Source organism: Streptomyces sp. SID13666, from assembly GCF_010548325.1.
Lineage (GTDB): Bacteria > Actinomycetota > Actinomycetes > Streptomycetales > Streptomycetaceae > Actinacidiphila > Actinacidiphila fildesensis.
In genome coordinates this window covers 88,824-112,641 of sequence record NZ_JAAGLX010000015.1, presented here as the reverse complement: position 1 = coordinate 112,641, position 23,818 = coordinate 88,824, and the positions used below count along the sequence as shown (strand labels likewise).

Genomic DNA, 23,818 nt, shown 5'->3' with positions numbered 1-23,818 from the left:
CTATCGGTTCCTCGGCAATGGGTTAACTGAAGGCTGGTGCGGCCGTGAGGTCACAGCCACTCATTGATGGCCGCGACCAGCACGGTTGCTTCGTAGCTGGCCGGCGCCGAACCCGTCCTGAGACACCGCGCGCTGCTCGCCAGCGGCGACTTCGACCGTTACTGGACCTACCCTCTGGGCCAAGAGAACCAGCGCAACCACCAGGCCCGCTACCAACTCGCTGCTTGACCTACGAAGTCACTCCCAGCAATCCGCACCCGTTGCGACGAGGCGGTTGACCTGGTCGATCAGGTCGGTGGCCTTGCGCTGGCGCCGGTTGTAGCCGGACTCTCCGGGCAGGTAGGGGAACAGGTGCCGCAGGTGAGCCTGGGCGTGGCGGATCCAGCGGCGTTCGGAGGTGCAGCCCAGCATGGCCTGCATCACCGCGAGGGTGACCAGCTCGGCATCCGTGAGCCGGGGCGGGATCCCGCCGACGGGCGCCATGGCGCCAGGTACCGCGATTCCTTCAGCACGTCGTCGGACTTCACGTAGAGCGCGGTCGCGAGGGAGTCCAGGTCTGGCGTCACAACCGACCTTTGGACTCCCTCGCTTCATGTCATGCGCGCCGGCGAGCCCTTCTGTGAATTGCCAAGATAGGTGTCACCAATTCTGCGGGCCGACCTGGGCTTCGGTGGCGCAGGGGTCGCGCCACTTGTCACCAGATGGTCGACCTTGTTTGCACCTGCTCCGAGTTTTCGGCCCAGTTGTCACCGAGCGCATGGAGATTCGGCGGGTCGGAGGATTGGTGAACAGCAGTGAGGTCTTGCGATTCGGATCCCCGGGTCACGATTGTTGGAGCCGGTAACGGTGCGGGGCGTTGCCCCGGGCACCGGAGCGTTGGCAGGGACGGCCACCACGGATCTGTTCGAGATGCGTGGGCGCAGCGGCATCAGCATGGCGGGTGATGGCCGCCGTGCACATCACCAGGGCACGACTCCGGCGTCGTCGAAGAACTGTCCGGTGGGGCCGTCGTCGGGCAGGGTCGCGAGTTTGATGGCGATCGCCGCGCCCTGTTCGGGGGTGCGCACGCCGCGGAAGCCGTTGAGGTCGGTGGCGACGTAGCCGGGGCAGCCGGTGTTGATCAGGATGTGCGTGCCGCTCAACTCCCGGGCGTATTGGAGGGTGACGGCGTTCAGGAAGGTCTTCGACGGCGCGTACGCCGCGGACACCGGACCTACCGTCTGCTCGGCGGCGGGTCCTGACTGCCGGGTGAGGGAGCCGACGCTGCTGGACATGTTCACGATCCGTGGTGCGGCGGAGCGGCGCAGCAGCGGCAGCATCGCGTTGGTGACGCGGATGACGCCGATCACGTTGGTGTCCACGACCGTGTGGATGGTGGCGGGGTCGATCCGGGTGGGCTCCTGTGGCATGTCGCCTGCGATGGCGGCGTTGTTGACGAGCACGTCGAGGCGTCCGGCCTGTTCGTCGATCAGCCGTGCGGCGGCGGTCGCGCTCGCGTCGTCGGTCACGTCCAGCGGTACGGCGAACGCGTCGATGCCAGCGGCGCGCAGTTTCTCCACCGCGGCGCTTCGGCGCTGGTCGTCGCGAGCGCCGACGCCGACGCTCCAACCGAGGGTGCCCAGGCCTGTGGCGATCTCGTAGCCGATTCCCTTGTTCGCGCCGGTGACCAGCGCGATCTTCCGTTCAGTCATAGGGACGATGCTGCCTTCGGGCCTCGGCGGAAGTCCAAGACCGATCGGGTGCGCAACGATACCGTCAGGGTATTGATCCGGGATAGCGTGGCCGGATGGAGACCCGGGAACTGCGGTATTTCGTCGCCGTCGCTGAAGAGCTGCACTTCGGGCAGGCCGCGCAGCGGCTCGGGATCGCGCAGCCACCGTTGTCACGGGCGATCCAGCGGCTCGAACGCCGGCTCGGGGCAGTGCTGTTGGATCGGACCAGTCGCACTGTCACGCTGACCGAGGCCGGCTCGGTGCTGTTGGTCGAGGGCCGGGCGGCTCTCGACGCGGTCGAGGCCGCCGAGCGGCGGACCCGCCGCGCCGCCCTTTCCGTGACCGGCCGCCCCGGCCTGGTCCTGGTCACGAAGGCCAGCGCGTCCAGGGAACTGCTGGCGAGACTCCTCGACGCGTACGCCGCCGAACCCGGCGCGGTCCCCGTCGACGTCATCCTGTGCGGTCCGGCCGAGCAGGAACGACTCCTGCGCGACGGCCGGGCCGACGTGGCGCTGCTGCACCGGCCGTTCGACTCGACGGCTGGATTCCACACCGAAGAGCTCAGCACGGAGCGTCAGGTTGTGGTCCTGCCGGCCGGGCATCCGCTCACCGCCCGGGCCCATGTGCACATGGCCGATATCACCGGGCTGCCGGGCCTGCCCCTCCCCCGCTGGCCCGACCCCGACGGCACCTACCCGCCCGGCCCCGGCCCGCAGGTCCGCGACCATGCGCAGTTGTTGCAGCTCGTCGCGCTCGGCCGTGCCTGTGCCGTCTCACCGGATTCGTGCCGAGCCCAACTGCACGGTGACCTCGCCGCCGTGCCCGTGCTGGACGCGCCGACGGTCACCACCGTGATCGCCTGGCCACCGCACAGCCGGTCCAGAGCCGTCGCCGACCTCATCCGGACTGCGACACGTCTCCAGTAGCTCCCACCCGCCCCGGCCAGGATCCACCCATCGTGGCCCGGCTCAGTCGGCAGATCGCGGTGGGTGCACGCGGCTGGTGCCGGTCTGCGCGACCAGGTGACATCTGTCTCGACCACTCGCACCTTCGCATCATTCATCTAGGGGGTCCATCCCCGCGCGGGTGGAGAGCAGCTCGACGGCGAGGCGACCAGGACGAGTGTTCCGGGTCCATCCCCACGCGGGCGGGGAGCACGGCATGTCGGGCGCCCACCGCCAGATTTGTCCGCGACGTGTTCGTTGGAGAGGAACGCCCGCCATCAGGTCACGGCAACCAAGTGGTCGGCTTTGGAAGCCCTCCGGGGGTGTACGCGTGGTCAGGTCGAGTGGGCGGGTGGCGAAGAGCTGCAGACCGTACGGTGGCTGCAGGCAGATGCCGAACGGAAGGTCGTTCGAGGTGGGAATGTGCCGATCGGCAGGTAGTCCCGGTCTGGTCTCCCCTGGACGAGCAAGGGAACACTCTGCATGATCAACTAGTGACCACCCCAGAGACCATCGTCGAACGCCAGCTCGCCGCCTACAACTGCCATGACCTCGAAGCCTTCGCGGCGACGTACGCCCCCGACGTCTGCATCAACCGCCGCAGCGGCGACCGCCTGCTCGGGCGCGACGCCGTGCGGAAGGCGTACGCCGACATGTTCGCCAAGGGCCGCTGCCGGGCCGAGATCGTCGGCCGACTCACCGAGGGCGACTGGGTGGTGGACCACGAGATCGCCCACGGCATCACGCAGGACCCCCTCCGCGTGCTGGTCGCCTACCGGGTCCGCGACGGCCTGATCGACCACGTCGACTTCCTCGGCTGACTGCCGGACCCCTCCTGGACGTGTCTACCCTGCAGATCGCCAGGAGCGCTTTTGCAGGGGCGGGAAAAGCAAGGGCCCTCGGGCCCCCAGGCAGACCCACCGGACGACATCTACAGCGAGGTCTGCCACGCAGTCGAGGCCAAGGGTCGTCAGGGCGTCGAGCGATGCCCTACCCTCGGCGCTGACCGTCAGGCCAAACCGGCTGACCTCCGGTTCGCCCACGCCCCGCCGGTCCTTGACGCCCACACCGTCTCGGCCGCTGGGGACAGCCGCGCCGAACGCGAACGCCGGATCCCCCCGAGATCGGCCGCGGTCCGTCGTGGCAGGATGACGCCGTGGAGGACCTGCAAGAACTGCTCAACGAGTGCCAGCGCGCCGCCCGCGCCACCGCCGGTCAGGGCGAGGTCGCCGACTACATTCCGGCGCTCGCCGCCGCCGACCCCGAGGCGTTCGGCATGGCCATCGCCACGGTCCAGGGCGAGCTCTACCACGTCGGCGATTGGGAGCAACCCTTCTCGATCCAGTCGATCTCCAAGCTCTTCACCCTGCTCCTGGCCCTGTCCCACGGGGATGACACGCTCTGGCAAGGCGTCGGGCTGGAGCCATCCGGTACCCGCTTCAACTCCCTGTTCCAACTGGAGTCCGACCACGGCAAGCCCCGCAACCCGTTCATGAACGCCGGCGCGCTCGTCGTCACCGACCGGCTGCAGGCCCTGACCGGCGACGCCTCGGGCGCGGTCCTCGACCTCCTGCGCACCGAGTCCGGCAACCCCGCCATCGCCGTCGATCCGCTGGTCGCCGCCTCGGAGGCGCAGACCATAGACCGCAACGCGGCGCTGGGCCACCTCATCAAGAGCTACGGCAACCTGCGCAACGAGGTGCCCGTCGTCCTCGACCATTACATCGCGCACTGCTCGATCAGCGCCAGCTGCCGCGACCTCGCCCTGGTCGGGCGGATGCTGGCGCGACACGGACTGGCCGCGGACGGAACGCGACGACTCACCCGCTCACAGGCCAAACGGATCAACGCGGTAATGCTCACCTGCGGCACCTACGACGAGGCCGGAGAGTTCGCCTACCGGGTCGGGCTGCCCGCGAAAAGCGGCGTCGGCGGCGGGATGCTCGCCATCGTCCCAGGCCGGGCCGCGATCTGCGTCCGGGGCCCGCGCCTGGACCCGGCCGGCAACTCGGTAGCGGCCATGACCGCACTCGACCACTTCACCACCGCCACCGGCTGGTCCATCTTCTGACCAAAGCGGCCCGGGATCAGCGCCGAAGTCGCCCCTCCCGGGCCTGCGGTGCGCAGCTACCACCGGCCGCGTCCCGTCACGGGGCCCCAGGGCCGGGACACGCTCGCCCCCGCGCAGGCGAACGCGGCCACCGGTCGCCGGTCGCCGACCTTCGACAGCCGTGGGAGTAGCCGGCGGAGGCGAACAAGCTCACCCCAACACGCATCCGGCGGGAGTCCAAACGCCTCCCAACCGCTCCCCCAGCACATAACTCACAACAGCGGGAAAGCCGGAGGTAGAGGGGAAGTCAGCTCACCACCGGCCCACGCTGGCCGACCCACCCCGGCACCACAGGCGACCTCCTCTCGGGCTGACCGAGCTGTACCCCGTGAACCGCCGAGTCGTCAGGCGGGCTGGACGGTGATGGTGCAGAGGCGCTTGGTGGCCCGGGTCAGGGCTACGTACAAATCCCTTTCCCCACCGGGGCGGGCCGTGATGATTTCCTCGGGGTTCATGACGACGACCCCGTCGAATTCCAGGCCGCGTGCTTCGGACGCCGGCACGATGCGTGCGTGGTGAGCGATGCCCTGGGCCGTCAGCTCGCTCACCCTGGTGTCCGCGCAGATCACTCCCAGAAGCTCGCCCGGATGCGCGGTGCTCTGGGCGCGGAGTTCCTGAACGACGGTGGTGACCACCTCGTCCGGAGGGGTGGTCACGGTGCGAGGGCGCTCACCGCTTCGCAGTGAGCGTGTGGGCTTCTGCGGAGCGATCCGCGTGAGCAGGTCCCGGACGCTCTCCAGGATCTCCTGCGTGGTGCGGTAGCTGACGGTCAGGTTGTGCTGTTTGAACCGCGGTCCGACGTGGGGGCTCAGTGCTCCCTTCCAGTCGCGTGCTGTCGCGACCGGGCCTGCCTGGGCGAAGTCACCCACCAGCGTCATCGCCCTGGCCGGGCAGCGGCGGACGATCATCCGCCACTGCATGGCGGTCAGTTCCTGCGCCTCGTCGACGACGACATGCCCGTACGTCCGCTCGGGGGGGCCGTCGACCAGGCTCGCCGCCTCGTCCAGCAACGGCACATCGGCATCGGTCCACGGGTCGTCCGCACCGCGCAGCAGAAGGGACCGCTCCTGCGCGGTCAGGCGGGGCAGGCGCTCGGCGAGAGCGCCGGCGTTCGTCAGGAGCGCCTTCACGAGGTCACCGGGTACCAGCCGCGGCCACAACACCTCGACCGCTCGGTCGACGCCGGCGTCGTCGAGGAGATCGGCTCGGATGGCGTCCAGGTCCAGCTCGTGGACCGGACCCGGGTCGGCCGCACCTTCGGCACGGCGCTGGGCAGCTCCCGTGAACCGGTCGAGGTCCAGGCCCGTCATTCTGACGGCATCGGCGTCGATCTGCTCCAGGAGGTCGCCCATGTCACGTTGCATCGCGTCGGTGACGGCGTCGACCAAGAGCTCCCTGAACACCTGGCGCGCGGGGTTGTGCCCCGGTACGGCTGCCACCGCGGCGTCACGTGCGGCGGCGACTTCCTCGCCGGACAGGTGAACCCGTTCCCGTCCGACCCGCACGGTGAAGTCACCGGCGGGGGCTTGGTGGACACGCAGCAGGCCGGCCAAGGCGTCGGCGAGGTCGGAGCCGCCCTTGAGACGCGCCGTATCGAACGGGTCCACCGTGTCCGTGGACACTCCGGCCAGTTCCCGGCAGGTCGCCAGAACGACGTCGTTCTCTCCGAGCGAGGGAAGGACCTGGGAGATGTAGTCGAGGAACCGGGCGTTCGGGCCCACCACGAGGACACCCTCCTCCGCGGCGCGCGGAAACGCGTACAGGACATAGGCCGCCCGGTGCAGGGCGACCACCGTCTTGCCGGTGCCCGGCCCGCCCTGCACCACGGTCACCCCGCGGTGGGCGGAGCGGACGATCTCGTCCTGCTCGGCCTGCAGCGTCGCGACGGCCGCGTGCATCCTGCCCGTACGCCGTGCCGACAGAGCCTCGGCCAACGGGCCGTCCCCCACAACGTCCTCGTCGGTCGGGGCGGTTCCGTCCAGCAGTTCGTCACTCACCGAGACGACCGTGCGCTCCTCGAGGCGCAGGTGCCGGCGCCGCCGCAGGTCCATCGGGTGGACCGGTGTCGCCTCGTAGAAGGGCCGCGCCGCGTTCGCGCGCCAGTCCACGAGCAGAGGCAGGTCATCCTCCTCCGTATGCAGTCCGATCCGCCCGATGCGCAGGACCGTGCCATCCGTCCAGTCGATGCGCCCGAAGACCAGCCCCTTTTCGGAACCCTCCAGCCGGCCGATTTCCTTGGCCAGACGCTCGGCGGCGATTTCCCTCTCGTATGCCTCACCGGCGCTTTCCGCCGGGGCCTTCAGCACACTCGCTCGGTGTACTCGCGCCTCGGAAAGCCGCTCGGTGAGCAACTCATACAACGAGGACACATAATCCCGCTCCAAGTCAACCGCACGCACAGCGGAATCACTCAGTTTCGACAACAGGGGGCTCCTTCGATTCGAGCCACACCATACGGTCAAAGCTCTCTAAAGATAAGTCTTGACTTACTTGGCAAGCCATGGCCCTACGACTGAATCCATGACGGCTGACCCTATGGCCAACCATGCATTCCACCGTTCCGCATATCGCTAATTGCGCTCCCGCTGCGCCTGCCTTATCGCGAACCAGCCCTTGGGTGCCGGCGATGTTTTACCGCACTCGAGAATCGGCCGGCGGACGACAAGAGTGCCCGCCGGACCTTCAGGGACCTGTGCGAGCGCTATCTCGGCGATGAGGTCGAGGTGCCTCCGTCCGAACGCATCACTGCCTATGTCGAGGCCCTTCTCGAGCGGTGGTGCGGCATCACCAATCTCTCCGCGCCGACAGGACGCGGATTATGGGCACGAGCGCCGATATCTCCCGGGGTAAGGCAGGCTCTTCGTAACGTGGATGCCGGCACGCTGATGCCGCAGGTGAGGCCGGGAAGGGTACGACCGCCGTGGAGAGTACGCGTGATCGACACGGGTGACATCGACGTCTACCTCGGCCTGCACGTGGGCAAGGGCGACACCACGCCACCGCCCTGACCCCGGTCGGCAAACGGGTCCTCGACAAGCGGCCGCCCAATACCGAGCCGAAACTGCGCGAGACCTTCGCCAAGCTGCAGGCCAAGCACGGCTCCCTGCTGGTGGTGGTCGGCCAGCCCGCCTCGATCGGCGCCCTGCCCCTGGCCGTGGCCCGCGACACAGGCTGCCGCGTCGCCTACCTGCCCGGCCTGACGATGCGAAGAATCGTCGACCTCTACCCTGGCGAGGCCAAGACCGATGCCCGCGACGCGGCGATCATCGCGGACGCCGCACGCACAATGCCGCACACGCTGCGCGACCTGGCACCGTCCGACGAGACCGTCGCCGAACTGGAGATGATCGTTGGACGTCTTCGACCAGCTTGAGCAGTCCGACGCGCAGCAGGTCCGCGCCAGACTCCAGGCCCAGCGCACGGCACACACCGCAGCTGGCGGCGCGGACCGAGTTGCGCGCCGGTGACCTCGCCATCCCGCCTGCGCACCTTCCGGTCAGGCGATTCAAGGTCTTCACAACGTTTGTTCAACACCTCGTCGACAGAGTGCTGACACCGGCGCGCACGGCCGGCAGGGGCAGGGGTTCACCAGCCGTCGCGCTGATGGCAAAGCAGCATCGCGGGTTCCCGCGCACAACGGTCTGGTGGCGTGCTTCCTCAACTCGGGAGCTGCGATGGACATTTCCTGCAGGGCTGATCCGACGGCGTTCGCCCGGATGAGCGACAAGGCGGGTGAAGAATGGCTCCTCGTCGGTCGGGACGACGAGATCGGGGCGATCGAGGCCGAATACCGGCACCCAGGTGTCCGGGGCGTGATGCTGACGGGTGCCCGTGGGGCGGGAAAGAGCCGGGTCGCACGGGAGGCGGCAGCCAGGCTGGGGGCGGGTGGATGCCCGGTCCTGTGGGTCGGCGCCCGCCGGGACATGCGCTCGACGCCGTTCGGGGCGATCGCCCACCTGGTACCCGACATCGCCGACGGGCGCACCGTGTTGTCGCGGCTGATCTCGTCCCTGCGGGCAGCCGGACCGGACCGGATGCTCATGGTCGTCGACGACGTGCACGTACTCGACGACGAGTCGGCGGCAGTGCTCGCCGAGCTGATGGCCCGTCGCCTGATATTCCTGGTCGGCACCGTCGCCCCGGGCGGGCTTCTTCCGTCGGCGTTACACGCCCTGTGGAGCAGTGGCCGTATCACCTGCCTGCCGCTCGGCCCGCTGTCCGCAAAAGCGATGGACCGGCTGATCGACCGCTTGCTCGGTGCGCGCCTGGACGTGATCGGCCGCCGTCGTCTCGCGCGGCAGATCGGCGGGAACCCCCTTGCCCTGCGAGCGCTCATGGATATCGGCGCACTCTCCGTACAGGGTGGCCTCCAGCAGACGGTCACCGGCCTTCGGCAGGCGGATAGGGCTCCGGACAGTCTCGTCCATGGATTGGCCGGACAGTGGATGGACGAGGCGGGGCCGATCGTGCGAGGCGTCGTCGAGGTCGTCGCCTGCGCGGAGCCGATCCGGATGGGTCTGTTGGAGACGATGGTCGAGCCGGCGGCGATCGACGCCGCCGAGCGGGCGGGCATGGTGCGAGTCGCCGGTGACACGGCCGAGCCGACCGTTCGCCTCGCGCCACCTCTGTCCGTGCCGTTGGTGCGCCTCCTGCTGACGGGCAGCACAGCCCGACGCGTCTACGGCAAGTTGTTCGCAACCCTCCTGCGAGGCCCGTCGCTTCGCGAGGAGGACGTGCTGCGCGCGGGGGAATGGCAGCTTCACGCCGGGACCATCTCCAACCCCGAGTTCCTTTTGCCGGCGGCAGGCCGGGCGATGGCACGCTTCGACCTGGAACTCGCCGCGAAGCTCGCCGTGGCGTCCCGGATGAATCGCCCCGGCCCGGCTGCGGATCTGCTCCTCGCCCGGGTCCTGATGCTCCAAGGGCAAAGCCGCCGCGCCGCCGACGCCCTACCGTCCCGGCCCGACGACCCTGGGCAAGCCGCGGCATGGGCCCTGACCACCGCGGAGATCCAATACTTCGGGCTGGGCGAGCCCGCGCATGTGGCCGAACGCACGTTGGGAATTGTGATGCACGGCCGTCACGAGGCCGAGGCCAAGCGGTCCTGGATCCAGCTGGCCGACGGACACGGCGATCAGGCGTTGTTCACCGCGCAGTCGGTCCTGGCCCGCCCGGATTCCGGTCCGCAGGCGAAGATTTGGGCCGCGGCCGCCGGTGCGGCGGCAGCCGGGTTGCTGGGCCGCGGTGCGCTGGGCGAAGCGATCTTCCAGGAGGGCACGGCCGTGCTGGACGACGTGGCAAGCGGACAGTTCCCTTGGGGCGCCGCGCAGGTCGGCTACGGAGGCTGTCTGGCCCGCCTCATGTGCGGAGACGTCCGTCAGGCACAGGATTTGGCCGATCGGGGCTATGCCGAGGCGGTCGTGGCCGGAGCCCGATCGATGGCCGGCATCTGGGCGGCGTTGCGTGGCATGGCCGCCCAGGCGCAAGGTCGCGTGCGCTTCGCCTCCAGAAGCCTGCGTGAGGCCCTGACGTTGTCGGACGGCGAGGGGTTGTTCTGCTTGAAGACCGCGTGGACGATGGAGTTGGCGGCTGTCACTGCGATGGCTGGCGACGCCGCGGAAGCCCGCCGTTGGCTGAATCAAGTGGACGAATACGACAGTTGCCACAGTGACGCGTTCGAGCCGTGGATCGCTCTGGGCCGTGCCTGGGTGTACGTCGGCGTCGGCGAACTCTCCCGGGCGGTCGAGTCCTGCAGGTTCGCCGCCGAGCTGTCCGGGAAGCGTGGCCATCTCGCACACGAAGCGATCGCTCTTTACGACGCCGCGCGACTGGGCGCTGCCGGCGATGTGCGCGCCCGACTCGCAGATCTCGCTCGCACGGTGGAGGTGGACACGGTAGCCGTCATGGCTGCGGCCGCGCAGGGACTGGCCCGGCGCGACGGTGACGCCCTCGGGCAGGCCACCAACGCCTTCGACCGCCTCGGTCGAACGCTGCTCGCCGCGGAGACCGCCACTGCGGCTTCCCAGGCCCACCGCCTCGGCGGCCGACACGCGGCGGCAGCCCTTTTCCGGGAGCGAGCCGATTCGCTCGCGCGCCGCTGCGAAGGCGCGCGCACCCCGCTGCTGGACCGATGGCGACTGGGATCCCTGCTCACCCGGCGCGAGCAGGAGGTCGTGCTGCTGGCCTCGGCTCTGACGACCCCCCAGATCGCCACGCGGCTGGGCCTGTCGCCCCGGACCGTTTCCAACTACCTTCAGCACGCCTACGACAAGCTCGGCCTGACCGGACGGGCGGAACTGCGCCTCCACCTCGACAGGGCGACGCTCGATGGCGGTCAGGCCGGGGTGTCAGCATAGGAGGACTGATGTACGTCTCCGGCCGAGTGCAGGCTGTGCAGCTCGGCCGCCACACCGAGCCGGTGATACCGGCGCTCGTGGTACAGCAGCGGCCCGGCGGGGCTGTGGGGGCCGCGCAATGCGTGCTCGACCCGGCCGATCACGATGGTGTGATCCCCGGCTTCGACCAGATCGGACCGGTTGCAGAGCAGCCAGCCCGCGGCCGCGCCGACCGCGGGGACACCGTCCAGGGAGACAATGTCCGCGGCGAAGCGGCCCGCCGGTTCGCCGGCGAACCGTTCGGCGGTCGCGCGTTGGCCGGCGTTGAGGATGCTGATGCAGAAGCGTCCGCTGTCGCACACCGGCCGATGCACGCTCGTGCCGCTCCCGAGGGCGAACATCACCAGCGGCGGATCCAAGGAGAGCGAGACGACCGAGCCGAGCGTGGCGCCGTGCCACCCGCCGGTCCCGTCGACCGTGCTGACCACCGCCACCGGCATCGCCAGGCAGGCCATGACGTCACGGAAGCTCTGAGCGCTCACTGTCATAGTGGTGACTCCTTCTTCTCGCTGCCGAAACGGCGGCCCGAAGGCCGGCTCAGGCCTTCGCCAGCAGGTCGTCGATTTCTTCTGTCCGCGTGCCGAGCCGCCGGCACTCGAGCAGGTCCGCCTCGGCTTGGTCCCGGTCGCCCGCGCCGATCAGGCACAGTGCGCGTCGGTAGAGCAACTCCGGACGATCGGCGTCCGGGAGCGTGAGTGCGAGGTCGAAGTCGGCGAGCGCCGCTGCGGTGTCCTCGCAGGCCGTGTAGGCGATCCCCCGGTTGAGAAGCAGGTCCGCGGCAGCATCGGACAGCTCCAAGGCCCGGGTCAGGTCCGAGACGGACCGGCCGGGTTCGGACAGCTCGAACAGTGCGACCGCTCGATTGACCAGGGCGGCCGGGTAGTCGGGATCCTGGGCCAGGGCTGCGTCGAAACAGGGCAGCGCCAGTGCGGCGTCCCCTGCCGCGAGGTGGATCATGCCGCGCAGGCAGTGCAGCCGGGGATCGCCGTCGACCAGCTTCAGCGCGCGCTCGACGTCCGCGGCCGCGCCGTCGAGTTCTCCCCCATCGACCAGTAGCTCGGCGCGGCTCAGGAGGGTGTCCGCGTCGTCGGGCTCCATGTCGAGGACAAAATCGAAGTCGGTGAGAGCCTGCTCGATCATGCCGAGTTCGGCGTAGGCCGAGCCCCGGTTGTGGTAGACCTCGACCAAGGGCGGTCCGAGTTCCGCGGCGCGATCGTAGTCCCGGATGGCCGCCTCCAAGTCGCCGCGCCGCCGGCAGATCTTGGCACGCTCGGTAAGATATTCGGTGTAGCGCGGGTCCATCTCGGACAACGTCGTGAGCACATCGTAGGCCTCGTCATCACGGCGCATCGCGCCGAGCAGGCGGGCGCGGTTGAAGAGCAGCTGCGAGCGATGCAGCACCCACTCGTCCGGTCCAAGCCGGCCGTCCGCGCGCGTAATCGCGCCGTCCACCAGGCTCAGCGCGTGGGGCAGATTGCCGCGGTGCATCTCGATCAGCGCCAGAGCGTTGTCCTGGAAGCCGCTGTGGATCAGGCGCAGCCGCTCGTCGGCCAGGCCGTTCGCGATGACCACGGCGTTGTTCTGGAAGTCGAGCGCCTTCTCGTTGTCCCGGGGCACCATGAACCGCGTGTAGATCATCGCCATGAAGTAGCTGGTGGTCATGTGAGCCAGCGGCTGCGCGTACCGTCGGCGTACTTCGCTGCAGAGTGCCGCGGCTTCGTCCAGCCGCCCCAGCCCGAGCACTTGGGCGATGAGGATGTTGGTGAACTTCCGGTACGTGTCCGCGTCGTGGACGGGGTCGGTGAGCGCCCTGCCGCGTTCGCTCATCTCCAGCGCCGCCCGCTGGAAGCCCATGAGGGTGAGGTACTCGGCCGCGGTTCGCAGGGCCGTGACGCCCTTGCCGCGGGGATCGGTACCCCGCTCCCGGTGGTAGGCGAGCGCGGCGGTCCGCACGCCCCACGACGCTTCCGGTTCCAGCTCTTCGGCGCGCCGGTCGTGCAGGACCGCGCGCTCGTCCGGGTCAAGCTCCAGATAGGCCCGGTAGGCCGCGGGGTCGTCGCAGGTCCCGTCCGACAGGATGTACTCGGCCACGAGGTCTGCGGGGGACCACTGCTCGGAGTCCGGGCACGGGACGGCCTCCACCCGATCGGTGAACTCCGTCAGGGCGGCTTCCAACGCGGACCCCACGCCGCCGTCGGTGCCGATCACCGCGGGCCACAGGTCCGCGCCGACGCGGCGGACGAACAGCGCGACGAACTGCTGCGTCGTGCCTTCGGCACGGTGCACGGCGTCGAACACCAGGGTCGGCGGCACGGATCCCATCTCGCGCAGGCGCCGTGCGTACTCGCGCAACAAGGTGATGATCCCTTGGGAGAAGCAGCGGGTCATGGTGTCCCCGTACCAGCGGGTGCGCTCCATGAACGGCGCGTCCTTGGCGAGGGTGTACGGCGCCGGACCGATCAGCTCGCTCAGCTCCGGGATAGCCTCCAGGATCTCCAAGCGGTGGTAATCGACCAGGTCGGGCCACCTGCGTACGACGTCGGGCAGGACGGCGGCGAGGATGGTGTCCACTCCCGTGTAGGGTCCCCGCAGTCCCTTGTGGCAGGAGGCGAAAACGGCCCCGGCGGGCTGTTCCAGCATCGGGCGCCGGTCACGGGCGCGGGCCCCGACGACGTGCAGGTGGCGAGACATCTGACATCACTCCTTCAGGCGGTGAGTAGCTTCGGCTTGCGTCCGGCGTTGCGGCTCCGCTTGCGCCAGGCCAACGCGGCCGGCAGCACGATCTGGACGGTGAATATGAGCAGTGCGACCAGGGAATCCAGGAAGTGCCAAGTCCCCGTACCGGCCAGCAAGCCCCGACCGGTGCGCACGGCATAGGTCACCGCGACCGGTCCGGTGACGAAGACGGCCAGGACTACGGTCCCCGTGAATCCGAAGGCGATGAGCCATCCGTACCAGCCCCCGATCTTGCGATCGCGGTCGGTCCACTGGGTCTCGTCAATGAGGCCGGTGGTCCGGCCGGAGAGCCGGCGCAGGCGGTTGACCAGTATGGACCTGCTCGCCTCGTGGAGGTCGTGGCAGTTCAGAGCGGTACTCAGGACGTAGTACAGATCGGTGCGCAGATGTAGTAAAAGCTGCCAGCCGAGCCGGGCCAGCACCGAGAACGACAACGCCAGACACGTCCGTCCGACGAACGCCGTGGAACCGTGGCCGTTGCGCAGCAGAGCCGCTGTCAGGTCCAGGGCGCCGACCACCACGGTGTCGATCAGCATTCCGGCCAGGAACGGAAGATAGCGCTGCCTGCGCGGCACGCTGAACAGGCCGTTGGTCCGGGTTTCGAAAACCACGTAGTTGTACCGATTGCTGATGCCGAGCCGGCTGTGCAGCCCGAGACGCTGACCGGCCAGGACGTGGTAGGCCTCGTGCAGGAAAGCCAGTGGAATCTGTCCTAACAGCAGCGTCACCTCGACGACGACGAGCGATCCGGTGAAGTACACCTGGGAGTACGAGGGTCGCAGGCCCGGCTGCCGGACAAGCTCGATCAGGGCACAGGCGGCGACAGCCCCGTACACCAACCAAGCCGGTGTGGAGAACAGCGCCCGCCCCAACCACTGGAACCGAGGCGCAGCGGCCGTCACGGCGGCCGCGCTGCCGGGCGCCCTGATGAAGCCCAATTCGCTCAGGGACTCGAGGAAGTCGTCCACGTCCACCGGCTCGCCGAAGCTCCGCTCGTACCACGCGGCGGCTTCGGCGACCGTCGAACCCCCCTCGAGCCGTCGCAGCAACTCGGCGCCGTCACCGGGCAGAACGGCGTACGTCCCCGTCTCGGTCCGACCGATGACCACGTCGGCCCCCTCGGGCACGAAACTCAGCGGATAGAACTCAACACCCATATCGGCCATCAGCACTCCCAGCGTCCGTGAGAGCGGCGGCCCGGCATACCATCCGGCAGCCGGGCCGCCGCTCTCAGAAGATCAGGCCTGCACCCAGTAGGTGGTCGAGCCGCCGCAGAACGCCGCCGTCGTCAGACGGACGTCGCCGGTGCGCCGGACGCTGATCTTCTTGGCCGCGGGGCGCTTCATCTTGATGGTGGACTTCATGCTTCCGCTCCTTCTCAGGGCTGATTGAGCCTGACAGGAGAATCATTCAAGGACGCCACGATGCCGGGTAGAGCAATCGCATTACTCTGATTCATCGATTGCAGGCCAGCCACGAACCTGGGGGGTTACAGGTTTCGGGTCCTGCAGGCGCACTTTCATGTGGCTCCCACCGGCCATCTGATACTCCTGGGCGACCGGATCGTCATGGACGAACTCGGCACAGCGTGGCCGCTGGTGGGAATGCCCCACTGACCAGTGGTGGGCGGACCTGCTTCCAGGTCGCGGTGCAGCGTGACAAGGTCAGGAAACCGCTGGTCTCCCGCTTCGGCGGGATCCCGCTCAAACGGCAGCGCACCACCGTCCTGACCGACCGCAACCCGCCCCTGGCCACCGCCCGGCGAAACGAGCAGATCCATCGGCTCCTCGCCGGACAGTGCGAGATGTGCGAGGGACAAGCCGGACTGCAAGTCCACCACGTCCGAAAACTCGCCGATCTCAACAGGCCCGGACGACGTCTTTGACGGACTCGCACCCGGCCAGAGATCCCGTCTCCGTCGTCGGGAGCCCCCCACAGCCTGTTCTCCCCGCCCCCAGCCGGTTCGACGGCCAGGTCAGCGGTGTGCGGGCTGCGGCGTATCGGCCGGGTCTCTGTCGTGGTGGCCCATGAGTCTGGCGCGCGGCAGCTTGGCGTCCGGGTGGCCGAGTTCTTCGAAGAGGGCCAGGGCACCGATCCAGGCGTCACGGGCGCCGGCGGGGTCGGCGGCGGCATGGTGGGCGTCGCCGAGGCACAGAAGGCCCGCGGCTTCGCTGCGGCGGTCGCCGGTTTGGCGGAAGAGGGCTACAGCGTGCAGGTAGCAGTCGACGGCGCGGCGGTGCCGGCCGAGATGGTGGTGGATGTAGCCGAGGCTGTCCCAGGTGTGGGCCTGGCCGTTGAGGTCACTGGACCCTTCGGCCAGGGCGAGGGCTTCTTGGCAGTGGGTCAGCGCCGGCTGGTGGTCGCCGAGTTGGGCCCGAATCCAACCGATGTGGTTGAGGGCCGCGGCCTGTCCGGCCCGATCGTCGGCGGCCCGGTAGTGCTGCAGGCTGTTGCGGGCGTGGTCCAGCGCTTGCTCGTGGCGTCCCTGGGCCTCGGACATCCGGGACAGGTGCTGGTGGGTGCGGGCCCGGCCGGGGTGGCTGCCGAGTGCACCGAACAGGTCCAGCGCGTGTGCGTAGTGCGTGCGGGCGTCGTCGGGGTGGCCCAGCCGGTCCTGGGCAAGTCCGAGACTGCGGTGGGCGTCGGCTTCTCCGGCCGTGTCGCCCCGGCGGCGCGCGGCCTCCAGCGCGGTGGTCTGGGCCGCGGCCAGCGGCTCCCAGTAACCGTGCCGGTCGAGGAAGGTGGTGAGGGTGGCGGCGAGCTGCCACGCGTGCGGGTCGAAGCCGGTGGCGGCAGCGAGTTCGACCGCGGCCAGGAGGACGGGGTGTTCGGCCGTGAACCAGGCCAGCGCCTCCTGGTGGTCGGCGGGCCGCGTGGGGGTGGCGCCCGGCCGGGCGGGGGGCAGGGGCGACGGATCGAGCCGTGGGGTGAGCAGTACGTCGGCGGCGAGGGCGGTGTGCAGGTAGTGGTCGAGCATCCGATGCGTCGCCGCGGACCGGGTCTCCTCGCCGTCGCGCTCGCCGACGAGTTCGGTGGCGTAGGCCCGCAGCAGGTCGTGGAGGGCGTAGCGGCGCGGGGCGTACTCGGACACAAGGTGGCCCTGGACCAGCTCGGCCAGCAGGGTGCGGGCGCGCGCCGGTGGCACCCCGGCCAGGGCGGCGATCACCGGCAGACCGATGTCGGGACCGGGATGGAGGCCCAGCAGTCGGAAGAGCCGAGCGGCGTCGGTGCTCAGCGCGTCCTGGGACCAGGAGAACACTTCCCGCGCCCGGCTGGCCGGATCGCCGCCGTCCAAGGCGTCCAGGCGGCTGCCGGTCTGCCGCAGTTCCTCGACGAGCGCGGCCAGCGGCAGCCGCGGCTGTGCGGCGGCGCGGGCGGCCACGATCGCCAGGGCCAGCGGCAGTCCCGCACACCGGCCGGCGATCTCGTCCACCGCGCCGGGTTCCGCGGTTGTCCGGCGGGCACCGAGCCGGCCGGTCAGCAGGTCCCGGGCCTCGCCCGGGGCGAGCGGATCGACGGACAGCAGGTGGGCGCCTCCTGTGGCGGCCAGGCTCATGAGCCGGTCACGGCTGGTGACCAGCGCCAGACAGCCGGGTGCACCGGGCAGCAGCGGGCGGACCTGGTCGGCATGGCGGGCGTTGTCCAGCACCACCAGTACCCGCCGGTCGGCCAGCAGGCTGCGGAACATGCCGACCCGTGCCTCCAGGCCGAGCGGGATGCGAGCCGACGGCACCCCAAGGGCGTCCAGGAAGACCCGAACCGCCTCGGCCGGGCTCACCGCCGGTCCGCCCGGGTCGAACCCGCGCAGATTCATGTACAACTGCCCATCGGGGAAGGCATGCCGCACCCGGTGGGCCCAGTGCACGGCCAATGCGGTCTTACCGACGCCGGGGGTGCCCGACACGACGACCGCGGTCGGGCGCATCCGGCCGGGGGAAGCGGCGGCCAGGAGACAGTCGAGCCGCATGAGTTCGTCGCGCCGGCCGGTGAACGGGATGACAGGCGGCGGTAGTTGGGCAGGCGACGCGGTGATCTTCCGCAGGGTCCGGGCGATCGCCCGCCCCTCGGGCAGCCCCCGGCCGTCCTGCGCCTCGGGTCCGGGTTCCACGTCCTGGCGCAGGACGGCGGCCTGGATCTGCCGCAGCATCGGGCCGGGGCCGATGCCGAGTTCACGCGAGAGCCGGCGCCGTACGCCCTGGTAGTGGGCAAGCGCCTCGGCGGATCGGCCGCCGCGGTGCAGGGCGAGCATCAACTGGCTCGCGAGGCGTTCGTCGAAGGGAGCCGCGGCCGAGCGCGCCGTCAAGGAGGGCAGCAGCGCGGCGTGCTGTCCGCGCCGCAACCACTCGTCGTCCAGGGCTAGTTGGGCGGCATAGCGCTCCCGGTCGAGAGTGTCGCGCAGGGCGTTGAACCAGGGCGTGTCGAGACCGGCGAGGGCCTCGCCGTGCCACAGTGCCAGGGCACGTTCCAGCGGGGCGTACTCCTCGCCGTCGCGGGCCTCGGCGACCCGTCGGCGGAACTCGTGGAGGTCCACGGTCACGGTGTCGGCCAGCACGAGCACGTAGCCGCCGCTCCGCCGGGTGATGTCCGCCTCGTCGGTGCCCGGGAGCGCCTGGCGCAGCCGGGAGATGTAGCCGTACAGGGTGGCCCGGGCCTGGCGGGGCGGGTGGTCTCCCCACACGCGTTGCGCCAACTGGTCCGTGGTCAGGGGCAGGCCCGTGTCGACGAGTAGGCCCGCCAGGACGCTTCGCTGCCGGACGTGCCCAAGAGGCACGGGTCTGCCGTCGGCATATGCCTCGATGCTGCCGAGCAGCCGGAATTCCAACGACATCGGCGCACCCCCGTAGGCCGGACTCCGCACCCCCTTCCTATCGGACCCGGCTCGGGCCCCACAAGGTTCGTCCAAGCCGTTCGGCGTGACGTTGGTAGAGGGCATCCATGGCCATCGCACGCCCGATGTGTGCTGCTGACGGCCGCACAGCCGCGAGCCTACGGGAGCAGCTCCCGCTTCCCGGGTGCCGTGCTGCGCCAATACGCGTGCGGTCCGCGCACGTCGATCTGTCGGTCGCCACAGGCCCGGCCAGAAGGTGATGTGTTCGCACAACACGGCCGGGGCGGCTCCGCGCCAGGGTCACCCTGACGGGACTGAGGTCACCCTGAGGAGACTGAGGGGACGATGTTCTGGTTCAGCCGGAACAGGTTGGCGGGGTCGTAGCGGTTCTTCAGCTCGACCAGTCGCCGGTAGGTGTCCGGCGGGTAGGAAGCCCGGACCAGGGACGGGTCCGACTCGCCGGTGAAGTTCACGTAGGCGCCGGCATCCGGTCCGAGCGCGGCGGTCAGCTGCCGTGCCCAGTCGACGACCTTGCCGAAACCGTCGGCGTCCGTTGTGCGGGCGATGACGTTGACGATGAACTCCTGGTCGCGCAGCGCGTAGGCCGTCTCCGACGCGGGCACCCTGCCCACGGCACCGCCGAGATGCTGCAGGTGGATTTCGGTGAGCGGATTGGGCAGCGCCACGAAGAAGTCCCGCAGGACGCGCAAGGCATCGTCGTCGACCGTACGAAGGAGCGCCGAGCGGAAGTAGTTGTGGATCCCCCGCGGGTAGAGCGGGTCGAGGGCCTGCTGCCATCCCGCGTACGGGTGGGGCGCGAACACGTCGGCGATGACGGTGCCCAAGGACCGGAAGGGCGCGGTGGCCGCTTCGCCGGCGTCAAGGTCGCCGGACCAGCAGCCGCCCACACCGATGACCGGCGTGCCGTGGACGGACGCGGGCAGGAAGGGCACGGGCGGGGCGGTGGTCAGATTGACCAGCGTGGTCAGTTCGTCAGGAGCCGACGCGCACGCCGCCCGGTACCCGGCCAGTACCTGCTGGGCTTCTTCGGCCGGGTAGAAGACCAGGCCGGACAGGACCGTCGTGCCGATCGCGTGGAGCTGGAACTCGAAGGAGGTCACCACCCCGAAGTTGCCGCCTCCGCCGCGCAGACCCCAGAACAGTTCGGCGTTCTCTCGCTCGCTCGCCCGCACGAACTGACCGTCAGCGGTGACGACGTCGGCTCCGACGAGGTTGTCGCTGGCCAGTCCGTACTTGCGCATGAGCCAGCCGATGCCACCGCCGGTGGTGAAACCGGCGATGCCCGTCGACGACACCAGACCACCGGTCACCGCGAGCCCGAACTGCTGGGTCTCCGCGTCCAGGTCCTTCCACGTGCATCCCGCTTGCGCGGTCACGGTGCGGCGGTCCGGATGGACCTGGACTCCCGTCATCGGGGAGAGGTCCAGCACGATGCCGCCGTCAAGAGTGGAGAACCCAGGGATGGAATGGCCCCCTCCGCGTACCGCGAGCGGCTGCCCCTCACTGCGGGCGAAGTCGATCGTGCGGATCACGTCGGCCACACCCGCGCACCGGGCGATGACCGCCGGACGCCGGTCATGCGCCCCGTTCCAGACACTGCGGGCCTGGTCGTACTCCGCCTCACCCGGCAGCACCGCGGTGCCGCGCAGGCCTGCGGTGAACTCGGCAAGCGTGGCGTCCCCGATAGGGCTTGCCGCGTGCTGGGTCGTGGTCATGATTCCTCCCATGGGCCGTCACATCGAGACCGACCCTAGGGACCCCGCCCCAACGAGAACTCAACACGATCTCAACGTGCGGCCGCCCGCGCGCCGCCGCCCGCACCACCGTCACGGAGGGTGGCCAAATGGCGACCGGCGATGACGCAGCGCACAGGATCGAAAACGCTTGCCGCCGCAGCGGTCTCCCGGGCGGCTCGACGGTGATCATCCAGCTCGGTGGAGAGCTCGGCCATGGCCAACCTCAGCCATCCGGCGAACCGTGGCCACGGAGCGAACCGTTCCGCAGCCCGTCGGTACAACTCACGCGCGGCCCGTGTCTCGCCGGACAGTAGTTCAATGGCCCCGAGCGCGGTCAGTGTCGCGCCGATGCCCACCACGTCACCTGCGGCCTCGAATCCGGACAGCGACCGACGGACGCTGCCAAGGCCGTCGCAGATGTCACCCGCCATGGCCTGCAGCAGGCCCAGGCTGATGTCGGTCAGTAACTCCCCTCGACGATCTCCGATCGCGCTGCGGACATCCCGCGCCATCGACAGCGCCAGCCCCGCTTCCCGGAATGCACCCATGTCACGGTGAAGACAGCCGATCTGGTGCAGCGCCTGCGCCCTGGCCAGGTCATCGCCCAGGTCGGCGAACTGGTCGACGGCCTCGGCGACCAGGGACAGTGCCGTCTGCTGATTTCCGGTCAGCCGGTGCGCGTAGCCCAGGGCGGCCTCCGCGTACCCCGTTGCCTGAACGACGCCCACACGCCGGCCCAGCAGCATGGTCTCTTCCATGTAGGGGACCAGTCGCCCGGCGATCGGGACGAGGAGCAAGCAGGGCGTGATCACGGGCAGGAAAGGGCGCGTGGCGGTATCAGCGTGGGCCAGCTCGATGAGGCAGGAGTCGAGATGCCGGATGGCCAGGGGAGCGTCCTCACGGAACAGCGCGCAATGACCGAGCAGCCAGCTACCGGCGGCGGCGTGCTCGGGCCGGCCGCGTGCGATGCCCTCGGCCCGTACCTCGGTGGCCATCCGTTCGGCTTCGTCCAGGTCAAAGGTGCTCCACACCAGCGTGGCCTCCGCGATCCGGGCCATCACCACCTCGTCGGGCTCGCCGATCCGGCGGACGATCGCCACCGCCTCCGCCCCCAGCGCCCGATGCCGGTCGGAGCGCCCTTGGCGACTGTCGAGCCCGGTCAGCCCGATCAAGGCGGCCGCACGGGGCCGAGTCGGTTCGGGTGCCATGGCCAACGCCCGCTCGAGCCACCGCGCGCCCTCGACGGCGTGGCCGCGCAGGAACCAGAAGCGCCACAGATTGGCGGCCAGGCGCAAGGCGGTCTCGGCATCGTGCTTGCAGGCCCACCCCAGTGCTGCGCGCAGATTGTCATGCTCGCCGTCCAACAGCTTCGGCTCTTCTCTCACCACGCCTGCGGCCCGTTCGGGGTTGTGGGCCATGGCGAAGGCAAGGAAGTACGCACCGTGGACGGCCGCCGACCGCTCCGCCTCTCCGGCGAGAACGAGCTTCTCGTGCGCGAACTGACGAACCGTCTCCAACAGCCGGTAGCGGGTCGTGGCGGCCGTTCTCGCCGGTACCACCAAGGACTGGTCCACCAACCTGACCAGCACCTCGAACACCCCCGTTCTTCCCAACGGAGGATCACCACACACTGCCTCCGCCGCCTCGAGGGTGAAACTGCCCGCGAACACCGAAAGCCTGCGCAACAGAACCTGCTCAGGGCCGGCGAGTAAGTTGTGGCTCCATTCCAAGGTGCCACGCAGCGTCTGGTGCCGGGTGATGGGTACGCCTCCCCCGCAGAGCAGCGACAGCACGTCACTCAACCGGTGGACGATTTCCGCCGGCTCGAGAGCGGCGGTCTTGGCCGCCGCCAACTCCAACGCCAGGGGCATCCCGTCAAGCCGTCGGCACAGCTCGACCACCCCTGGCGCGTTGTCGGCGTCGAGCGCGAACCCGGGCCGCACCTGTGCCGCACGGTCGACGAAGAGCAGGACACTCGGCAAGTGTGCAAGCTGCTCCAAACCGGCCGCGCGGTCCCAGTCGGGTGACGGCAGGGTCAACGAGGGCACCCGCAGCGTGAACTCGCCCTGGGCATGCAGCGGCTCACGGCTGGTCGCCAGCACGTCGACACCCGAGCATCCGGCGAGGATCGCACCGACCAGCCCGGCACAGGCGGCGAGCAGGTGTTCACAGTTGTCGAGCACGATCAGCAGCCGTCGAGAGCGCAGCTGGTCCACCAGCGCCCGCCCCCGATCCGCCACATCGGAGTCCAGCCCGAGCGCCTTGGCCACCGCGTCGGCGACCATCACCGGTTCAGCGACGGCCGTCAGATCAACGAACCACGCCCCGTCGGCGTACCTCGAACGCACTCGCCGCGCGGATTCCACGGCGAGTCGTGTCTTGCCGCTGCCACCAGCCCCGGTCAGCGTGAGCAGCCGGGCCTGCCGGGTCAGCCTCTCCACGTCGGCGATCTCACGCTCGCGCCCGACGAAACTGGTCAACGGGGCCGGCAGATGGCCGACAACCTCACTAGGGGTCGAAACATCGGCTGCCCGAGGACGCTCCGCCGCCGGCGCACCCGTCAACAGTTCGCGAAACAGTGCCACCGTCTGCGCATCCGGGTCGGTCCCGAACGCGTCCAGGAGGTCATCGACCAAGCGCTCGTACCGGGCCAGCGCCTCGGATCGTCGGCCCAGGCCTGCCAGCACCCCCATCGTCACGCGGACAGCCCCCTCGTGCACCGGATCGGCATCCAGCGCCCGTGTCAGGAGGAGCAGCGCCTCCTCCGGTGCCGTCCGCGCCAGCGCGGTCGCCAACCTCACCGAGATCTCACGGGACGCCGTCCGCAACTGCTCCCGCCGCGTCGTCAACCAGTCCGCGTCCGACAGATCAGGCAACAGATCCCCGGCATAGAGGTCGGCCGCGGCGCGCAACATCGCCACATCGTCCCCCGCCGACGCCTCCTGCACGGACACCTCGAACCGCAACACGTCGACCTCGACCGGTCCAGCGACGTCCAGCACGACCTGCTCCTCCCGGATCGACAGCCGTCCGGGTTCCGCGGGCCCGCCGCCGGCGACCGCGCGGCGCGCCACGTACAGGGTCTGGTGCAGATTTCGGGCCGCGGCCGCCGGCTCCAGATCGGGCCACAGCTCGTCCAGGACGTGCTCGCGATGACAGCGCTGGCCCGGCGCCAGCGCCAGCATCGCCACCAGCGCCTTCGCCTTCCGCAACCGCCACGCCCCGGCCTCGATCGCGACCCCCTCCACGGTCACGGCGAACGATCCGAGCAACTGGATGCGCCAGCTCGGGCGCGCCGGCATCACGGCAGCAGCCCCGCCGAACCCCGCGCTGGAC

The 23,818-nt window shown here is 69.8% G+C and carries 15 protein-coding genes and 1 pseudogene; 6 read left to right on the top strand and 10 right to left on the bottom strand.

Annotated elements, in window-relative coordinates; translation table 11 throughout:
- Positions 1–237: 237 nt before the first annotated feature.
- Both G3I60_RS20860 and G3I60_RS20855 read right to left on the bottom strand, forming a co-directional pair.
- Complete coding sequence (locus G3I60_RS20860) at positions 238–483, bottom strand: hypothetical protein (protein WP_239070039.1); 246 nt, start codon at positions 481–483, stop codon at positions 238–240.
- A 476-nt stretch (positions 484–959) separates the two neighbouring features.
- The gene (locus tag G3I60_RS20855; protein ID WP_164294492.1) at positions 960–1,691 is read right to left on the bottom strand and encodes an SDR family oxidoreductase; all 732 of its coding nucleotides are present in this window, start codon (positions 1,689–1,691) and stop codon (positions 960–962) included.
- 95 nt (positions 1,692–1,786) lie between these two features.
- On the opposite strand from G3I60_RS20855, the gene G3I60_RS20850 reads away from it, so the two are divergent.
- The 3 genes from G3I60_RS20850 to G3I60_RS20840 all read left to right on the top strand — a co-directional run bounded on the left by G3I60_RS20850 (position 1,787) and on the right by G3I60_RS20840 (position 4,727).
- Complete coding sequence (locus G3I60_RS20850) at positions 1,787–2,638, top strand: LysR family transcriptional regulator (protein ID WP_164294491.1); 852 nt, start codon at positions 1,787–1,789, stop codon at positions 2,636–2,638.
- A 512-nt stretch (positions 2,639–3,150) separates the two neighbouring features.
- Positions 3,151–3,477 (top strand): nuclear transport factor 2 family protein, encoded by a 327-nt coding sequence (locus G3I60_RS20845; RefSeq protein WP_164294490.1) that lies wholly within the window; start codon positions 3,151–3,153, stop codon positions 3,475–3,477.
- Between the two features lie 335 nt (positions 3,478–3,812).
- The gene (locus G3I60_RS20840; RefSeq protein ID WP_244809737.1) at positions 3,813–4,727 is read left to right on the top strand and encodes a glutaminase; all 915 of its coding nucleotides are present in this window, start codon (positions 3,813–3,815) and stop codon (positions 4,725–4,727) included.
- Positions 4,728–5,110: 383 nt separating this feature from the next.
- Here G3I60_RS20840 and G3I60_RS20835 read toward each other — a convergent pair whose 3' ends face one another.
- Positions 5,111–7,135 carry an ATP-dependent DNA helicase gene (locus G3I60_RS20835; protein ID WP_343241960.1) on the bottom strand — a complete coding sequence of 675 codons (2,025 nt, stop codon included), beginning with the start codon at positions 7,133–7,135 and terminating at the stop codon, positions 5,111–5,113.
- Positions 7,136–7,702: 567 nt separating this feature from the next.
- Between G3I60_RS20835 and G3I60_RS20830 the strand changes: the two are divergent.
- Positions 7,703–8,121: pseudogene (locus G3I60_RS20830) on the top strand (transposase); the annotation flags it as partial.
- A gap of 319 nt (positions 8,122–8,440) precedes the next feature.
- Positions 8,441–11,122 carry a LuxR family transcriptional regulator gene (locus G3I60_RS20825; protein WP_164294488.1) on the top strand — a complete coding sequence of 894 codons (2,682 nt, stop codon included), beginning with the start codon at positions 8,441–8,443 and terminating at the stop codon, positions 11,120–11,122.
- Here G3I60_RS20825 and G3I60_RS20820 read toward each other — a convergent pair.
- From G3I60_RS20820 to G3I60_RS46455, 4 genes are all read right to left on the bottom strand, one after another.
- A complete protein-coding gene (locus G3I60_RS20820) occupies positions 11,101–11,649 on the bottom strand; it encodes a flavin reductase family protein (protein WP_138355349.1) in 549 nt (182 codons plus the stop codon). The two genes, G3I60_RS20825 and G3I60_RS20820, sit on opposite strands and share 22 nt — an antisense overlap.
- Positions 11,650–11,698: 49 nt before the next feature.
- Positions 11,699–13,852 (bottom strand): tetratricopeptide repeat protein, encoded by a 2,154-nt coding sequence (locus tag G3I60_RS20815; RefSeq protein WP_164294487.1) that lies wholly within the window; start codon positions 13,850–13,852, stop codon positions 11,699–11,701.
- A 14-nt stretch (positions 13,853–13,866) separates the two neighbouring features.
- The gene (locus G3I60_RS20810) at positions 13,867–15,063 is read right to left on the bottom strand and encodes a PqqD family protein (RefSeq protein ID WP_164294486.1); all 1,197 of its coding nucleotides are present in this window, start codon (positions 15,061–15,063) and stop codon (positions 13,867–13,869) included.
- Between the two features lie 72 nt (positions 15,064–15,135).
- On the bottom strand, positions 15,136–15,261 hold the full coding sequence (locus G3I60_RS46455) for a hypothetical protein (RefSeq protein WP_269287108.1): 126 nt from the start codon (positions 15,259–15,261) through the stop codon (positions 15,136–15,138).
- Between the two features lie 284 nt (positions 15,262–15,545).
- Here G3I60_RS46455 and G3I60_RS20805 point away from each other — a divergent pair, with 284 nt between their 5' ends.
- Positions 15,546–15,782, top strand: a complete 237-nt coding sequence (locus G3I60_RS20805) for a hypothetical protein (RefSeq protein ID WP_164294485.1) — start codon at positions 15,546–15,548, stop codon at positions 15,780–15,782.
- Positions 15,783–15,872: 90 nt separating this feature from the next.
- Here the strand turns inward: G3I60_RS20805 and G3I60_RS20800 are convergent, their stop codons facing one another.
- The 3 genes from G3I60_RS20800 to G3I60_RS20790 form a co-directional block, all read right to left on the bottom strand.
- The gene (locus tag G3I60_RS20800) at positions 15,873–18,725 is read right to left on the bottom strand and encodes a BTAD domain-containing putative transcriptional regulator (protein ID WP_164294484.1); all 2,853 of its coding nucleotides are present in this window, start codon (positions 18,723–18,725) and stop codon (positions 15,873–15,875) included.
- Between the two features lie 320 nt (positions 18,726–19,045).
- On the bottom strand, positions 19,046–20,461 hold the full coding sequence (locus G3I60_RS20795; protein ID WP_164607616.1) for an FAD-binding oxidoreductase: 1,416 nt from the start codon (positions 20,459–20,461) through the stop codon (positions 19,046–19,048).
- Positions 20,462–20,532: 71 nt separating this feature from the next.
- Complete coding sequence (locus G3I60_RS20790) at positions 20,533–23,784, bottom strand: BTAD domain-containing putative transcriptional regulator (RefSeq protein ID WP_164607614.1); 3,252 nt, start codon at positions 23,782–23,784, stop codon at positions 20,533–20,535.
- Positions 23,785–23,818 lie beyond the last annotated feature (34 nt).

Excerpts from the sequence above, each read along its gene's own strand:
- G3I60_RS20860 (WP_239070039.1), bottom strand. The coding sequence starts at position 483 with ATGGCGCCCGTCGGCGGGATCCCGCCCCGGCTCACGGATGCCGAGCTG.
- G3I60_RS20855 (WP_164294492.1), bottom strand. The coding sequence starts at position 1,691 with ATGACTGAACGGAAGATCGCGCTGGTCACCGGCGCGAACAAGGGAATC.
- G3I60_RS20850 (WP_164294491.1), top strand. The coding sequence starts at position 1,787 with ATGGAGACCCGGGAACTGCGGTATTTCGTCGCCGTCGCTGAAGAGCTG.
- G3I60_RS20825 (WP_164294488.1), top strand. The coding sequence starts at position 8,441 with ATGGACATTTCCTGCAGGGCTGATCCGACGGCGTTCGCCCGGATGAGC.
- G3I60_RS20820 (WP_138355349.1), bottom strand. The coding sequence starts at position 11,649 with ATGACAGTGAGCGCTCAGAGCTTCCGTGACGTCATGGCCTGCCTGGCG.
- G3I60_RS20815 (WP_164294487.1), bottom strand. The coding sequence starts at position 13,852 with ATGTCTCGCCACCTGCACGTCGTCGGGGCCCGCGCCCGTGACCGGCGC.
- G3I60_RS20810 (WP_164294486.1), bottom strand. The coding sequence starts at position 15,063 with ATGGCCGATATGGGTGTTGAGTTCTATCCGCTGAGTTTCGTGCCCGAG.
- G3I60_RS46455 (WP_269287108.1), bottom strand. The coding sequence starts at position 15,261 with ATGAAGTCCACCATCAAGATGAAGCGCCCCGCGGCCAAGAAGATCAGC.
- G3I60_RS20800 (WP_164294484.1), bottom strand. The coding sequence starts at position 18,725 with ATGTCGTTGGAATTCCGGCTGCTCGGCAGCATCGAGGCATATGCCGAC.
- G3I60_RS20795 (WP_164607616.1), bottom strand. The coding sequence starts at position 20,461 with ATGACCACGACCCAGCACGCGGCAAGCCCTATCGGGGACGCCACGCTT.
- G3I60_RS20790 (WP_164607614.1), bottom strand. The coding sequence starts at position 23,784 with ATGCCGGCGCGCCCGAGCTGGCGCATCCAGTTGCTCGGATCGTTCGCC.